The organism is Sphingomonas bisphenolicum, assembly GCF_024349785.1.
Lineage (GTDB): Bacteria > Pseudomonadota > Alphaproteobacteria > Sphingomonadales > Sphingomonadaceae > Sphingobium > Sphingobium bisphenolicum.
Genome location: NZ_AP018817.1, coordinates 2,153,370 through 2,169,161, shown reverse-complemented (window position 1 = coordinate 2,169,161; position 15,792 = coordinate 2,153,370). Strand labels below are relative to the sequence as shown.

Annotated in this window: 11 protein-coding genes and 2 pseudogenes; 8 read left to right on the top strand and 5 right to left on the bottom strand. The window is 65.4% G+C overall.

Annotation, left to right across the window (positions count from 1 at the left end; all coding sequences use genetic code 11):
- Positions 1-463: 463 nt before the first annotated feature.
- The 4 genes from SBA_RS25375 (at position 464) to SBA_RS10705 (ending at position 5,314) form a co-directional block, all read left to right on the top strand.
- Positions 464-742, top strand: coding sequence for a 2Fe-2S iron-sulfur cluster-binding protein (locus SBA_RS25375; RefSeq protein WP_449325375.1), 279 nt, complete (start codon positions 464-466; stop codon positions 740-742).
- A gap of 82 nt (positions 743-824) precedes the next feature.
- Complete coding sequence (locus SBA_RS10715) at positions 825-2,180, top strand: MFS transporter (RefSeq protein WP_261934406.1); 1,356 nt, start codon at positions 825-827, stop codon at positions 2,178-2,180.
- The gene (locus SBA_RS10710; RefSeq protein ID WP_261934405.1) at positions 2,177-3,805 is read left to right on the top strand and encodes a GMC family oxidoreductase; all 1,629 of its coding nucleotides are present in this window, start codon (positions 2,177-2,179) and stop codon (positions 3,803-3,805) included. The genes SBA_RS10715 and SBA_RS10710 overlap by 4 nt, the downstream gene beginning before the upstream one ends.
- A gap of 78 nt (positions 3,806-3,883) precedes the next feature.
- A complete protein-coding gene (locus SBA_RS10705) occupies positions 3,884-5,314 on the top strand; it encodes an aldehyde dehydrogenase family protein (RefSeq protein ID WP_261934404.1) in 1,431 nt (476 codons plus the stop codon).
- Positions 5,315-5,327: 13 nt separating this feature from the next.
- On the opposite strand, the pseudogene SBA_RS10700 reads toward SBA_RS10705, so the two are convergent.
- Positions 5,328-6,040 (bottom strand): annotated as a pseudogene (locus SBA_RS10700) (IS5 family transposase).
- 107 nt (positions 6,041-6,147) lie between these two features.
- Here SBA_RS10700 and SBA_RS10695 point away from each other — a divergent pair.
- Entirely contained in the window at positions 6,148-6,369 is a 222-nt protein-coding gene (locus tag SBA_RS10695) for a hypothetical protein (protein WP_224545851.1), read from the top strand.
- Positions 6,370-6,385: 16 nt separating this feature from the next.
- On the opposite strand, the gene SBA_RS10690 is transcribed toward SBA_RS10695, so the two are convergent.
- Complete coding sequence (locus tag SBA_RS10690; protein WP_224545849.1) at positions 6,386-7,618, bottom strand: LysR family transcriptional regulator; 1,233 nt, start codon at positions 7,616-7,618, stop codon at positions 6,386-6,388.
- Positions 7,619-7,825: 207 nt separating this feature from the next.
- Here SBA_RS10690 and SBA_RS10685 point away from each other — a divergent pair, with 207 nt between their 5' ends.
- Both SBA_RS10685 and SBA_RS10680 read left to right on the top strand, forming a co-directional pair.
- Positions 7,826-8,965 (top strand): acyl-CoA dehydrogenase family protein, encoded by a 1,140-nt coding sequence (locus SBA_RS10685; RefSeq protein WP_261934403.1) that lies wholly within the window; start codon positions 7,826-7,828, stop codon positions 8,963-8,965.
- 124 nt (positions 8,966-9,089) lie between these two features.
- Positions 9,090-9,449 carry a YciI family protein gene (locus tag SBA_RS10680; RefSeq protein WP_261934402.1) on the top strand — a complete coding sequence of 120 codons (360 nt, stop codon included), beginning with the start codon at positions 9,090-9,092 and terminating at the stop codon, positions 9,447-9,449.
- Between the two features lie 27 nt (positions 9,450-9,476).
- Here SBA_RS10680 and SBA_RS10675 read toward each other — a convergent pair whose 3' ends face one another.
- The 3 genes from SBA_RS10675 to putA all read right to left on the bottom strand — a co-directional run bounded on the left by SBA_RS10675 (position 9,477) and on the right by putA (position 15,220).
- Complete coding sequence (locus SBA_RS10675) at positions 9,477-10,664, bottom strand: CaiB/BaiF CoA transferase family protein (RefSeq protein ID WP_261934401.1); 1,188 nt, start codon at positions 10,662-10,664, stop codon at positions 9,477-9,479.
- A 134-nt stretch (positions 10,665-10,798) separates the two neighbouring features.
- Positions 10,799-11,533 carry a FadR/GntR family transcriptional regulator gene (locus tag SBA_RS10670; protein ID WP_261934400.1) on the bottom strand — a complete coding sequence of 245 codons (735 nt, stop codon included), beginning with the start codon at positions 11,531-11,533 and terminating at the stop codon, positions 10,799-10,801.
- Positions 11,534-11,617: 84 nt separating this feature from the next.
- Positions 11,618-15,220 carry a trifunctional transcriptional regulator/proline dehydrogenase/L-glutamate gamma-semialdehyde dehydrogenase gene (gene putA / locus SBA_RS10665; RefSeq protein WP_261934399.1) on the bottom strand — a complete coding sequence of 1,201 codons (3,603 nt, stop codon included), beginning with the start codon at positions 15,218-15,220 and terminating at the stop codon, positions 11,618-11,620.
- Between the two features lie 99 nt (positions 15,221-15,319).
- On the opposite strand from putA, the pseudogene SBA_RS10660 reads away from it, so the two are divergent.
- Positions 15,320-15,784: pseudogene (locus SBA_RS10660) on the top strand (Lrp/AsnC family transcriptional regulator); the annotation flags it as partial.
- Between the last annotated feature and the right edge of the window lie 8 nt (positions 15,785-15,792).

The following is a 15,792-nucleotide window of genomic DNA, read 5'->3' as shown; positions in this document are numbered from 1 at the left end:
CGTCCATCATGCGATCGACGGCCGGGGCGGATCGCGCCACATCCATGAAAAATGGCAGGTCGGCCAGATCCTCGAAATCTCCGAACCGAAAAACAACTTCCCGATGGTGGAGGATGCCAGCCACACCGTCATGATCGGCGGCGGAATCGGCATCACGCCGATGCTGCCGATGATCGCGCGCCTCGAAAAACTGGGGCGGAGCTGGGAACTCCATTATGTCGCCGCCTCCCCGGAACGCGCCGCCTATGTCGATCGCCTGTCCGATTATGATCGGGTCGAAATCGCCTATGACGGCATCCCCGGCGGTCGTCGCCTCGACTTGAAGGCCATCTGCGCCGCCGCGCCCGCCGATGCGCATCTCTATTGCTGCGGTCCGGGCGGGATGCTCGACGCCTTCGTCGCCACCAATGCCGACCGGCCCAAGGGCCATGCCCATATCGAATATTTCTCCGCCGAAACCGAAATGGCGACCGAGGGCGGCTATACGCTTGAACTCGCCAGGAGCGGCAAGACCATCGCGGTGGAGGAAGGCGAAACGATGCTCGACGCGCTGCTGAGCGCTGGGGTCAATGTCGGCTTCGCCTGCTCGGAAGGGATTTGCGGCACGTGCGAGGTCAAGGTGCTGGACGGCATCCCCGACCATCGCGACCATTTCCTCAGCGATGATGACAAGGCCGCCAACAAGTCGATCATGGTCTGCTGCTCGGGATCGAAAACGGCAAACCTCGTCCTCGACATCTGATTGCGATATTCCGGTTTCTCAATGTTACACCGGCAAATGAATGAAGCGGTCGCAAACGGCCCAAAGGCTCAAGGAGACGATCTTGGCGGTCGCCACGATAGAAGGCAGCAGCACTAAAGGCATGTTGGACGACATACCCATGTCGTCCTACCAGATCTGGTCGGTGCTGATGATCGCCGCGACCGTCGTCCTCGACGGCCTCGACAACCAGATGCTCGGCCTCGCCGCACCGTCGCTGCTCAGGGAATGGGGCATCGGGCGCGAAGCGCTCGGCTCCGTCTTCGCGCTCGGCTTCGTCGGCATGGCCATCGGCACGCTGACGTCGGGCTGGGTCGGCGATCGCTTCGGTCGCCGCGGCGCACTCATCATCGGCGTCGCCATATTCGGCATCGCAACGCTGGCCACCGGCTTCACCGACGCGCTGTGGCAGGTCGCCGCCTTGAAGACACTGGCGGGCGTCGGCCTGGGCGGCGTCCCCGGCACCGCCAGCGCCATGATCGCGGAGTTCACCCCGGTCCGCTGGCGCAGCGTCGCCGTCACCTTCGGCGTCGTCTGCGTTTCGATCGGCGGCATATTGGGCGGCGTAGCGGCAGCCCTGATCTTGCCGGGCCTCGGATGGCGCTGGCTCTTCTATATCGGCGGGGTCGTGACAATGATCTTCGTCACCTGGCTCTGGTTCATCCTGCCGGAATCCCCGCGCTATCTCGCCGAACGGCCCGACCGCGCCGCCGAACTCGACCGCATCCTGCGCCGCATCGGCCATCCCGATCCCGCCTCGGCCGCCCATGTCCCGCTCGCCGTGGGGGAGGCGCCCCGCTACGAACCGATGCGCAACCTGTTCGGCGCCGCACTGCTGCGCGACACGCTGGCGCTGGCGGTCGCGATGTTCTCGGGCATGTTCATGATCTACCTCATGTTCAACTGGGCGCCCACGATGCTGAACAGCGCGGGCTTCGGCCTCCAGACCGCGAGCCTGGGCCTCACAAGCTTCAACATGGGCGGCACCATAGGCGCGATGATCGCCAGCCTCGCCATCATCCGCTTCGGATCGCGCCCGGTGCTGATCCTGATGGCGATCGTCGGCGCGACCGTCTGCGCCACCCTCGCCCTTCTCCCCATCAGCGGCGGCCGCAACGAAGCTGCGGTGCTCGCCTGCCTCGGCGCGCTCGGCCTGTTCGCCAGCGCCGCCCAGTCCGCCATGTTCGCGGTCGGCGCCCACGCCTTCCCCACTGGCCTGCGCGCCCGCGGCCTCGGCCTCATGGGCGCGGCCGGCCGTGTCGGTGCGATCGTCAGCGCGGTGGCCGGTGCCCTCCTCATCGACTGGGGCAATCTCGGCTTCTTCGGCGCGCTCGCCGCCCTGATGCTGGTCAACGCCCTGGGTTTCATCGCCGTGCGGGGCCATGTGCCCGCGCTCGGCCGCAAGGACGCGCATATATGAGCGACAGTTTCGACTATATCGTGATCGGCTCCGGCTCGGCCGGCAGCCTGATGGCCAACCGCCTGTCCGCCGACCCGGCCAACCGCGTCGTCCTGATCGAGGCCGGACCGTCCGACAGGAAATGGCCCGTCAACCTCAAGACCGCCATGCCCGTCGGCAACATCTTCCTGCTGCCGCACGAAAAATATAACTGGAAACAGTCGCTCTCCGGCAACGCGGCCGTCAACAACCGCCAAATCAATTTTCCCCGCGGCAAGCTGTTCGGCGGCTGCAGCGCCATCAATGGCGGCGTCTATATTCGCGGGCAGAAGGCGGATTACGAAGCCTGGGCGGCGGAGGGCAACACAGGCTGGTCCTATGACGACGTCCTTCCCGCCTTCAAGGCGGTCGAAAATTATGCCGGCCCCGACAAGCCCTGGCATGGCAAGGGCGGCGAACTGGACGTGCAGAAGCCCAAAAGCTGGAACCCGGTCAGCGCCGCCATCGTGGACGCCGCCACGCAGGCGGGCCATCACCGCAATGACGATTTCGCGGGCGATCGGCAGGACGGCTTTGGCCGCTACGACCTCAACCAGCGCAACGGCACCCGCCTGTCGAGCGCCCGCGCCTTCCTCCATCCCGCACTCAAGCGCCCGAACCTCACCATCCTCGACGAAACCCTGGTTCGCCGCATCCTGTTCGATCGCGGCCGCGCAATCGGGCTGGAGATCGAGAAGGACGGCGCGCGCCGCACGATCGGCGCGAAGCGGGAGATCATCCTGTGCGCCGGCGCGACCAATTCGCCGCAACTGCTGATGCTGTCGGGCATCGGTCCGCAGGCCCATCTGCGCGAGATGGGGATCAATGTCGTCCATCACCTCCCCGGCGTCGGCCAGCATTTGCAGGATCATCCGACCGTTCATGTCGCGATGGAAAACCCCACCGCGGAATCCTACGCCGTCTCGGCCAGGGTGCTGCCGCGCATCCTGTTCAGCCCGATCAAATATCTGTTTAAGCGCGAAGGGATGCTGGCCTCCAACGTCGCGGAAGCCGGCGGCTTCCTCTGCACCGACGGCAGCGGCCGCCCCGATATCCAGATCACCTTCCTTGCGGGTCTGAAGCTCGACGCCCGCTCGGTTCCCCGCCGCCACGGCTATATGGGCCTGATCCAGTTGCTGCGCCCCAAAAGCGCCGGCTCGGTGCGCCTGGCGAGCAACCGGCCGGAGGACAAGCCGGTGATCGATCCCAATTTCTTCGCCGATCCCTATGACATGAAGACGCTGATCGCCGGTTTCCGCGAAGCCCGCCGCATCTTCGCCCAGCCCGCGCTGGCTGCCATGACCGGCGCGGAGATCGAACCGGGCATCCAGCACCAGAGCGACGCGGAGATCGACGCCGCCCTGCGCAAGATCGTCAACACCGCCTATCACCCGACCGGCACCTGCAAAATGGGACCGGACAGCGACCCGATGGCGGTCGTGGACGCCCGCCTGCGCGTGCGCGGCGTATCCGGCCTGCGCGTCGTCGACGCGTCTGTCATGCCGGCGATCATCAGCGGCAACACCTCCGCCCCCACCATGATGATCGCGCAGCGCGCCGCCCGCTTCATCCTGGAAGATGCCATTACCTCGAATATCGCCGCCTGATCGCGGCCCGGAGAGACTAGCCATGACCCTGATGACCATTCCCCCCGCCCCGCTCTGCTCGACACGCTTGAACAGGACATGCTGATCGGCGGCCAGCGCGTCCCGGCCCTGTCGGGCAAGCGCTTCGAAACCCGCAACCCCGCCACCGGCGAGCTGCTCGCCACGATCGCGCAGGGCGGCGCCGAAGATGTGGACCGCGCGGTCAAGGCCGCCCGCGCCGCGTTCGAAGGGCCATGGCGCCGCATGAAGCCGGTCGAGCGCCAGCGCATCATGCTGCGCCTCGCCGATCTGGTCGAAGCGCATTATGAAGAGCTGGCGATGCTCGACACGCTCGACCTCGGCGCGCCCTACAGCCGCACCATCATGGGCAAGGCCCGCGCCGGCGCGCTGCTGCGCTATTATGCGGGCCAGGCGATGCTCATCACTGGCGACACGATCGACAATAATGCCCCCGGCGATGTCCTGTCCCACACGCTCAAGGAACCGATCGGCGTGGTTGCGGCGATCAATCCCTGGAACGGCCCGATCGGCATGTCGGTGTGGAAGGCCGGCCCGGTCCTCGCCACGGGCTGCACCCTGGTCATGAAGCCCGCCGAACAGACGCCCCTGTCCGCACTCCGTTTCGGCGAGCTTTGCCTGGAAGCCGGCGTGCCCGAAGGCGTCATCAACGTCGTCACCGGGCTGGGCGACGCGGGCGCGGCGCTCTCCAGCCACCCGGACGTCGACAAGATCGCCTTCACCGGCTCCACAGGCGTCGGCGAGAAAATCCTCCACGCCGCCGCCCCGACGATGAAGCGCGTCACCGTCGAACTGGGCGGCAAATCGCCCAACATCGTCTTCGCCGACGCCGATCTCGACAAGGCCGTGCCAGCCGCCGCCATGGCGGTCTTCGCCAACGCCGGCCAGATTTGCAGCGCGGGCACCCGCCTGTTCGTGCAAAGTCCGATCCATGACGAATTCATGGAGCGCCTCGCCGCCTTCACCAGGACGATCAAGGTCGGCGATCCGCTTGACCCCACCACCCAGATGGGACCGGTCGTCTCCGCGCCCCAGATGGACAAGATCCTCGCCTTCATCGACGGTGCCAGCACCGAGGGCGCCCGCCCCCTGACCGGCGGCGCACGGATGAGCGGCGCGGGCTATGACGCGGGCTATTTCATCGAACCGACCATCTTCACCCATGTCGCCGACGACATGACGATCGCGCGGGAAGAGATTTTCGGCCCCGTCCTCTCCGCCTTCACCTTCGACACGGTGCAGGAGGTATTGGCCCGCGCCAATGCCACCGAATTTGGTCTGGGCAGCGGCGTATGGACACGCGACCTCGGCACCGCCCATCGCATGGCGCGTGGCATCCGCGCGGGATCGGTCTGGGTCAACTGCTACCAGATGCTCGACCCCGCCGTCCCCTTTGGCGGCTACAAGATGAGCGGCTTCGGCCGCGAATCCGGGCCTCACCATATCGAGGATTATCTGGAGACCAAGGCGGTCTGGATCAACCTGGACTAAGGCTTGTGGGGATTCACCGGGAATTGATGACGGCTGCAGCGAGGTGGATCATGGCCTCGAAGCTGCGATCGGTTTTGCAGGCGCGCATGGCGATACGCTTGAATTCCTTGAGTTTGCAGAAGAAGTTTTCGATGAGGTGGCGCCACTTGTACATTTCGGCGTCGAGCGGGATGGGTCTGGCGCGTCGCGGGTGCTGCGAGATGACGATTTTTGCACCCCGCTCGTTGAGATCGGCGACGATATCGTTGCTGTCGAAAGCCTTGTCAGCGAGCAGTGCGCCGAACTTGATGCCGTCGATGAGTGGAGCAACGCCAACCGTGTCGAAGCGGTGGCCGGGCATCAAGCGGAAGCGGACAAGGTTGCCCAGCGCATCGGTCAAAGCCAGGATCTTGGTCGTCATGCCTCCTTTGGAACGACCAATGGCCTGGCTCTGAGTCCCCCTTTTGCGCCCTGGCCGTGCCGGTGAACCTTGACGATGGTGGCATCGATCATGGCGTATTCCATGTCGGGTTCATCCGACAGAGCATCGAAAATCCGCTTGAAAACATCGGCTTCCCGCCAATCGCGAAATCGGCGGAATGCCGTGCTCCAATTGCCGAACATCGCCGGTAGGTCGCGCCATGGACTTCCAGTGCGGACAATCCACAGCACTGCCTCCACGAACAGCCGGTTGTTTCTGCCGCTGCGTCCGGGGTCGGTGATCTTGCCCAGACAGTGCGGTTCCATCTGCGCCCATTGGGCGTCCGTCAGTACAAAGCGATCCATCCAGAGTGTGAATCACAACTCCAGCAAAAGGGGAATCCTAAATCCCCACAGCCCTTAGGGCGCGCACCGTGCAGCAGAACAGCAATAGCAATGGGGTGCATCTGGGGGAGGACATGATCCTCCAGATGCAGAGGCTGGCCACCGGCCGCACCGACGAAGCGCTTAACGCCCGCTTCGGCATCAGCTACAACACATGGCGCAAACTGCTCGCCGGACAGCCGATCCGGCCTTCGCTTGCCGATCGGCTCAAGGGCCGGATCGCCGCGCTTCAGGCCACCGACCCGCAATAACCGTCAGGCGGCGGCGTCATACCCAGCCCGATTCCCGCAAATCGGGCGGCGCGCCTTCGACCCGTTCACCCCTGGCGGCCTCGCTCAGCATCTCCAGAAACCGCCGCTGCGTCGCGGTCGGCCGCCAGCTCCGGCGCGTCGTAATCCCCACTACGCGCTTGCTGCCCTCGAGCGGCGGACCGATCTGGGTCAGCAACCCGCTGCGGATCTGCAACGCGACCTGATCGGGCGACAACAGGGTCAGGAAATCCCCCTCCGTCAGCAAGCGTCCGATAATCATCACCGACCCGCATTCGATCGGGGTAGCGGGCGCTGTCCCCTCACCGAACAATTTCTCCCACTGTTCGCGTAGCGGCGAATTGGCCGGCGCCACGATCCAGGGATAGCGCGCCAATTGCGCCATCGTCGGCTTCGCTACCGCGGCGAGCGGATGCTGGCTCCCCGCCGCAATCACCAGCCGATCCTCCGACAACGGCAATTGATACAGATCGGCGATCTCATAGGGCCGCAGCGCTCCGACGATCATGTCGATCACGCCATCGCGTAACGGCTCGACCAGTTCGCGCCAGCTCCCCTCCAGCACCTTGAACGCCGCACGCGGATCGCTTCGCGCCATCCGCGCCATCGCTGCCGGCACCAGATAGGGCCGCGCCAATGGCAGCGCGCCAAAAGAAATCACCTCGCTGCCGCTGCCGCTGTCCAGCCCCATGTCGGCCAGCGCCGCGACGATCTCCGCCACCGCCAGCCTGGTGCCGCGCGCCAGACGCTTGCCCGCCGGATTGAGCCACACTGCCCGCCCGCGCCGCTCGACCAGCTTGCCGCCGATCATCTGCTCCAGATCGCCGACTGCGCGATGCACCGCCGTCTGCGACAGGCTGCTGCCATGCGCCGCCGCGGCGAAACTCCCCGCTTCCGCCAGCGCCAGAAAGGCACGCAGTTGCGTCATCGTCATCAGTCGTTCGGGATATTGGAATACGCCCGACAACCCCTTGGCCGCCTGCGACAGATGATCCAGCGCCGCACGCGCACGCTCGATCACGATCTCGCCCATCGGCGTAGGGACCATGCCCCCCGATCTTCGCTCGAAAAACGTATAGCCAAACTGCCGCTCCAGCTTCGCCAGCCCCTGGGTCAGCGCTGGTTGCGACAGGCTCACAACATCGGCCGCAGCAGTGATGCTGCCATGTTCGCGGATCGCCAGCAGCGCGCGCAGGTGGCGCAGATTGAGGTCGAACGGATCGGTCGCCATGCCGGTTACTCTTGTTACCCTGCGCCCACGCGCTTTTGCGTCATCGGACGGTGCCTCCGTCCCTAGAGAATAACGTCCCCGAAGGACAGGTATCCCCGCCCGATAGCGCATAAAATTTAATGGACTGACCATTGTCATAATGGTAGGACCATTAATGAACAACGCGGTCATCCGCGCATCAGAGTCGAACCATAAGGAGGCTGCCCCGTGGACTTTGAACTGCCAGACGACATCAAGGAATTTTGTGACGTCACCCGCGACATCGTGCGCGACCTGCTGCCGCATGAAATCGAATTTCAGGAAACCGGCGTGGTTCCGCCGATCGTGCGCCAGACGTTGGTCGACAATGGCTATTTCGGCATGGCGCTGCCCGAACAATATGGCGGCCTGGGGCTGGGCGCTCTCGCGCAAGCCGCGGTGCAGATCGAGCTTGCCCGCCTTCCCCCCCAATTCTGGACCGAACTGCGCCCGCTGATGGGGCCGGGCGCCAAGAATATCATGTATCATGCGTCGGAAGCCCAGCGCGAGGCGCTGCTGCCCGGCATGGCCACCGGCGAGATCCCGATCGCCTTCGCGCTCACCGAACCCAATAGCGGTTCCGATCCGGGCTCGATGCGCACCACCGCCGTCCGCAACGCCGACGGCTGGGTCATCAACGGCAGCAAGACCTTCATCTCGAACGGCAAGAAGGCCAAATATGTCATCGTCTACGCCTATACCGACAAGGCGGCGGGCGCGCGCGGCGGCATCTCCGCCTTCCTGATGCCGGCCGACACGCCCGGCTTTTCCGTCACCGGCACGATCGAGCTGATGGGCACCGCGACGCCGGGCGTCTTCGAACTGACCTTCGACGAATGCCAGGTCGGCCCCGACGCGCTGATCGGCGAACTGGGCCGCGGCTTCCATTATGCGCTCGAAGGACTGAACGAGGGCCGCATGAATGTCGGCGCGACCGCGGTCGGCATGGGCGAATATGCGCTGGAACTGGCGATCGAGGAATCCAAGCAGCGCCCCGCCTTCGGCGGCGTCATCTCCGACTTCCAGGCGATCCGCCACTATATCGCGACGATGGCGACCGACATGCGCGCCGCCCGCCTGATCCTGCTCGACGCCTGCTGGCGCTATGACCAGGGCGAAAAGCGCCGCGACCTCGCCTCTATGGCCAAGCTCTTCGCCACCGAAGCGGGCAGCCGCACGGTCGACACAGCGGTCCAGATCTTCGGCGGCACCGGCTATTGCCGCGGGTTCGCGGTCGAGCGCCTCTATCGCGACATTCGCATCACGCGGATTTATGAAGGCTCGTCGGAAATCCAGAAGAACACGATCGCGCGCGAATTGCTGCGATGAAGGGAGACGGGCGGGGTGCGTGCAGGCCTCCCGCCCTTTTCCTTTCACCAAAATTCATTTGCGCAGGGACGGTAATTCCCGAACACTCCCGCCATCGTTCCAACGCCCGGCAAGGAGACAGGCGATGCGCGTGATGGTGCTGGTGAAGGCGACCGAGGACAGCGAGAAAGGCTATCGGCCCTCGCCGGAAACGGACGCGATGATGGCCGCAATGGGCCGCTTTAACGATGAATTGCGCGACGCCGGCATCCTGGTGATGGCCGATGGCCTCACCCCCTCTTCACAAGGCAGGCGCGTCGCCTTCGATGGCGCCGAACGCACCGTCATTAACGGCCCCTTCCCCCAACCACGCGAACTGGTCGCGGGTTTCTGGCTCTGGGACGTGAAGGATATGGATGAAGCCGTCGCCTGGGTGAAGCGCTGCCCCAATCCCATGCCGGGGCCGAGCGAAATCGAAATCCGACCCTTCCACGAACTGGAATAGCGCACCACGCCGTGGCGATTCCTTTTGTTACAGCAGGTCGCCCCGCGCGCGTAGCGCTGCCACCGCGCTTTCGTCCACGCCCAGCTTTGTGAGGATATCCGCGCCCTCCTCACCCAGCCGCGCGACATGGTTGCGCGCCTCGACCCGCGATCCGCTCATGCGGAACGGGGGGTTGGGTACCTTGAAGCTGCCGGCCCCATCGCTGATCTGCGCAAAGGCGCCGCGCGACGCCAGTTGCGGATCGTCCAGCAATTCGTCGATCTCGCGATACCGCCCGCAGGGCACGCCATGGCGCGACAGAATCGCCTCGGCCTCCTCCGCGCTGCGCTCCAGCGTCCATTCTTCGGTCAGCGCCAGCAGCGTCGCCCAATTGGCGTTGCGATCGGCATTGGTCAGGAAGCGCGGATCGTCGCGCCATTCGGGATGTCCGACCGCGTCTGTCAATTGCTCGAAATTGCGGGGACTGGTCGGCGCGACCATGATGAAGCCATCATTGGTCTTGAGCGGGGTGTAGAGCGGCCGCCGGGCGTCGCCGGGGAATTGCGCCTCCTGCGTCTCGAACACCAGCATCCCCACCATCGCCTCCAGCATCGACAGGTCGATATGCTGGCCCGCGCCCGTCTTTTCGCGCTGATACAGCGCCGCCTGGATCGCGCCGAAGGCATGGGTGCCGCCCAGCACGTCGGCGATGAAGACGCCGCTGGTCGCGGGCCGGTCCGCGCCGTCCTGATAGCGGAGATTGACCATGTCGAATCCGCTGGCCGCATGGATCACCGGCGCATAGGCCGGGGACAGCGCCTTCGGCCCGGTCTGGCCATAGCCGGAGATCGAACAATAGATGAGCCGGGGATTGGCCTCGCGCAGCGCGGCGAAATCCAGCCCGAATCGCGCCATGACGCCGGGCCGGAAATTCTCGACCAGCACATCGCAGGTCGCGACCAGTTGCTTGATAAGGGCGATGATCTCAGGCGATTTGAGGTTGCAGGCGATGCTCTGCTTGCCCGCATTGAGATTGCCGAAATAGGCGCTGAAACCATCTCTTTTGGGCGGCCGCGCGCGCACCTGGTCGCCCTCCAGCGACTCCACCTTGATGACGTCGGCCCCGAGATCGGCGAGCATCCGGGTCGCGAACGGTCCGGCCATGACGCTGGTGAAATCCAGCACCCGCACGCCGTCCAGCGCGCCTACCGTCGCCGCCTTGCTCTCTTCCGCCATATCCTCACCCGCCTGTCGAACCAAATATCTAATGGTCCTACCTATTGCATGGCGGTCATGGGGCGTCAATCGCGTACAACTGTCCAACTCGTTGTTTCAAACGCCCCTGTCAGACGCCCGGTCAGGCGCAAAGGTCAGCCCTTGGCCGCCGCCTTGCTGTTCTTGCGGACATGGCGATGCACCCGCTCCAGATGCTTGCGCATCTCCGCCACCGCCGCTTCGCTGTCCTTCGCCCGCAACTGCCGCACCAGCCGGAATCGGGATTCGATCAGCGACTGCTGCAGCATCTCATAATCCGGCCCCTGCACGAACTCATGCAGGATCGCCGACAGGGAATCGACGAAGATGCCGAAGATGCGGTTCTTGGTCGCCCGCGCCAGCACGCCATAATATTCCGCCGCGCACTGGTATCGCGCCTCGACGCTCGTTTCCCGCTTGGTCCGCTCGGCGATCGCCTCCAGATCGGCGAGATCCGTCTCGGTCGCCCGTTCGCAGGCCAGTCGCACGATGATGTCCTGCAACGCCAACCGCGCCTCGGTCAGTTCATTCAGCGAGATATCGCCCAGATGCACATAATCCTGCATCGCCTGCACGATCCGGTCGGGCTCGGCGGTCTGCACGAATGCGCCGCCCTTCGCCCCCTTCACATTGCGGATGATTCCGGCGACCTCCAGACTGCGCAACGCCTCACGCAGCGCGCTGCGGCTCACCTGGAACTCGACCGCCAGTTCGCGCTCGGCCGGCAGCTTGTCTCCGGCCTTGAGCGTGCCCGCCGCCAGTTGCGCGCGGATCTGCTCGCAGATGATCTCGAACGCCCGCCGCGTCTTGATGGGCGCGAAGCTGGGCTTTGCAGAAGAGATAGATGCCATGGGGTGCGCTCCGGAACAGACCGACAAATCTATAGCCGCCGCCACCAAAGGTGCAATGGCCAGACCGAAAAGACGCGCGACGTATCAGCCGATCATCATCAGGCTGGCATTGCCCCCCGCCGCCGTCGTGTTGATGGAGGTCGACTGCTCCTCCAGCAGCCAGTCGAGGCAATAGCCATGGCCATGATCGTCGGCATGGACCGACACGATCGGGCCGGGCAGATCGGCGACGCACTGGGCGGTCGCGGCGACCTTGGCGGCGTCCCCTTCCACCAGCGCGGCCGCATAATGGCCGGTGGCGTCGGTGCTGAAGCAGGCGGCGACATCGGCGGGCATTCCCTGCGGGATCGTCATCCCCTGCACCACCCCATGATTGCCGGTGGCCAGCACGGCGGCCATCTGGCGGAACAGCCCCTGCCGCGTAGCCGGGCGCAACAGGATACGACCGCGCGGATGCAGGGCGTAGATGTTACGTTCGCCCACCGGCCCCGGCAGCGCCTGTTCGACGCCCAGCGCGGACGCATCGCCGGCGCGGCGCGCCTGAAGCGCTGCCTTCTCCTCGCACTGCTGCTCAAGCCAGTCGGCGAAGGCGTGCAGCGGCGATCGCAAATGGCTGACCCGCGCCGCGAACACCGGCGGCGTCGTGACCAGTCGCCCCAGATAAAGCGGCCCGCCAGCCTTGGGACCGGTGCCCGACAGACCGCAACCGCCAAAGGGCTGCACGCCCACGATCGCGCCGATGACGTTGCGGTTCACGTAGATATTGCCGACCTTCACCCGCGCCGTGACCCGCGCTACCGTCTCGTCCAGCCGGGTATGCAGGCCGAAGGTCAGGCCGTAGCCGGTGGCGTTGATCTGGTCGACCAGCGCATCCAGCCGGTCGCGCCGGAACCGCAGGACGTGCAGAACGGGGCCGAAGACTTCGCGGCTGAGATCGGCGATGGACTCTATCTCGATGATCGTCGGCGGAACGAAGGTGCCGTGCGTGGCTTCGGGTGGCAGCGGACTATGTTCGACCTTGCGGCCCAGCGCCTGCATCGCGTCGATATGGGCGTTGATGCCGTCGCGCGCCTCCGCGCTGATGACCGGGCCGATGTCGACCTTCAGCGCGTCGGTGCGGCCAATCCGCAATTCGGCGAGCGCCCCCTTGAGCATCGTCAGCGTCCGGTCGGCGACGTCTTCCTGCAGGCACAGGATGCGCAACGCCGAACAGCGCTGGCCCGCGCTGTCGAAGGCGGAGGCGATGACATCGGCCACCACCTGTTCGGCGAGCGCCGAAGAATCTACGATCATCGCATTCTGGCCGCCGGTCTCTGCAATGAGCGGGATGGGCTTGCCATCCGCGGACAGGCGCGTGGAAAGCTGGCGCTGGATGAGGCGGGCGACCTCGGTCGATCCGGTGAACATGACCGCGGCGGTTTCGGGCGCCGCGACCAGCACCGCGCCGATGCGGCCGTCGCCGGGCAGCAGTTGCAGCGCATCGGCAGGGACGCCCGCCTCATGCAGCAGGCGAACGGCCTCCGCCGCAATCAGCGGGGTTTCCTCGGCCGGCTTGGCCAGCACCGGATTGCCCGCGACCAGGGCGGCGGCGACCTGTCCGGTGAAGATGGCCAGCGGGAAGTTCCACGGGCTGATGCAGGTGACCGGCCCCAGGGCGGCCTGCGCCGGGCCGAAGGTCGTGCGCGCCTGCGCGGCGTAATAGCGAAGGAAGTCGATCGCCTCGCGCACTTCGGCGATGGCGTTGGGCAAAGACTTACCGGCTTCGCGCACGATCAGGCCCAGCAGGATCGGCATCCGCGCCTGCATCGCGTCGGCGGCGCGGTCCAGCGCAGCGGCGCGATCGGCGACTGCCCTGTCGGACCAGCGCGACGCGGCTGCGCGGATGGCGGCGGCGCGGGCCTCGTCCAGCGATGCTTCGGTGACGCGCCCCACCACGTCGCGATGATCGGCCGGATTGAACACCGTGCGCGAAAGACCGGACGCACCTTCAGCCATGGCTGTCCAGCCGATCGCCGCACTATGACGCAGCGCCTCCCCCAGGCTGGCGAGCGTCGCTTCATTGCTGAAGTCGAGCCCGTCCGAATTGCGGCGATCGGGATAGAGATCGGCCGGCAGCGCGATCTGGTCGTGATGATGGCCCGGATGCGCCATCGCGCGCACGACATCGGCCGGATCGGCGATCATTTCCTCGATCGAGACATTGGGATCGGCGATGCGATTGACGAAGCTGCTGTTCGCGCCGTTTTCCAGCAGACGGCGGACAAGATAAGCGAGCAACGTCTCATGCGTGCCCACCGGCGCATAGATGCGGCAGGGGCGGTTCAGTTTTCCGGCGCCGACCACCTGTTCGTAGAGCGGCTCGCCCATGCCGTGAAGGCACTGGAACTCATATTGGCCGATCGCAAAGTCCGGCCCTGCCAGTTGATAGATGGTCGCGAGCGTCTGGGCATTATGGGTCGCGAATTGGGGGAAGACCGCATCGGGCGCGGCCAGCAGCTTCTGCGCGCAGGCGACATAGGCGACATCGGTATGGACCTTGCGGGTATAGACCGGAAAGTCGGGCAGACCGTCGACCTGCGCCCGCTTGATCTCCGCATCCCAATAGGCGCCCTTGACCAGCCGCACCATGATCCGGCGGTCGGCCCTGCGCGCCAGATCGACGATCCAGTCGATGACGAACGGGCAGCGTTTGCCATAGCCCTGCACCACGAAGCCAAGCCCGTTCCAGCCGGCCAGGTCCGGGTCGATCGCCAGGCTTTCCAGCAGGTCGAGCGACAGTTCGAGCCGATCGGCCTCCTCCGCGTCGATGTTGAGGCCGATGTCGTAGCTCTTCGACAGCAGCGCCAGCTTCTTCACCGCCGGCAGCAATTCGCCCATCACGCGATCGGCCTGCGCCCGGACATAGCGCGGGTGCAAGGCCGACAGTTTGATCGATATGCCGGGGCCGGCATAGATTCCGCGCCCGGCCGACGCCTTGCCGATGGCGTGGATCGCCTGTTCATAATCGGCATAGTAACGCCTGGCGTCGGCGGCGGTCGTGGCAGCCTCACCCAGCATGTCATAGCTATAGGCGAAGCCCTTCGCCTCCAGTTCCTTCGCCCGCTTGAGCGCTTCCTTGATCGTCTCGCCGGTGACGAACTGTTCGCCCATCATCCGCATCGCCAGATCCACGCCGCGGCGGATGACCGGCTCGCCGGCGCGGGCGACAAGGCGGGTCAGCGCCGCGCCGAGACCACGGTCATCGACGCTGCCCACCAGCTTGCCGGTGACGACCAGGCCCCAAGTGGCGGCGTTGACGAACAGCGACTTGTCGCCGCCCAGATGCGAACCCCAGTCGCCATCGGCGATCTTGTCGCGGATCAGCGCATCGCGGGTGGCAGTGTCGGGAATACGGAGCAGCGCTTCGGCCAGGCACATCAGCGCCACGCCTTCCTGGCTGGACAACGCATATTCCTGCACCAGCCCTTCGACGCCGGTGCCTTTGTGGTTGGCGCGCAGCGCGGTGACGAGAGTGCGGGCGGTATTTGCGATGGCCGCGCGCATGTCGTCGGGCAATGTCGCCGATGCGATCAGGGGCGCCAGCGCTTCCGCCTCGTCGCGGCGATAGGCGGCGGTGATAGCCTGCCGCAGCGGCGTGGGCTGGCGGATGGCGGGGGCGAAAGCGGCGAAGGGGCTCTGGTCGGTCATGAGACTGAGAATAACCCAAGTCGAATTTTCGTTCCGCCTTATCAACGGCCCTCCAGAAGCCGGAGTGACTTATTAAAGTGGCTTTGTTAGGCAGATGTTATGGAGAATATACCCAAAGCGGTCGATCTGGACGATTTCGACCGGCGGATCATCGCCGCCCTGGTCGAAGATGGGCGGATGACCGTCACCGATCTTGCCGCGCAGGTCGGCCTGTCCAAGACGCCGTGCCAGGTACGGCTGAAACGTTTGCAGGAAGCGGGCGTCATCCGCGGCTTTCGGGCGATCGTCGATCCGGCGAAACTGGGCATGGACCATATCGCCTTTACCGAGGTGAAGCTGTCCGACACACGGGAAGCGGCGCTGCGCGAATTCAACGCGGCGGTGCGGCGCATCCCGGAGGTCGAGGAATGCCATATGCTGGCGAGCAATTTCGACTATCTGCTCAAGGTGCGCACCGCGGACATCCGGCGATACCGCATGGTGCTGGGCGAAAAGATCAGCGCCCTGCCCCATGTCGCCAGCACATCGACCTTCGTCGCGATGGAGACGGTGCTGGAGGCGGGGCACAGCGG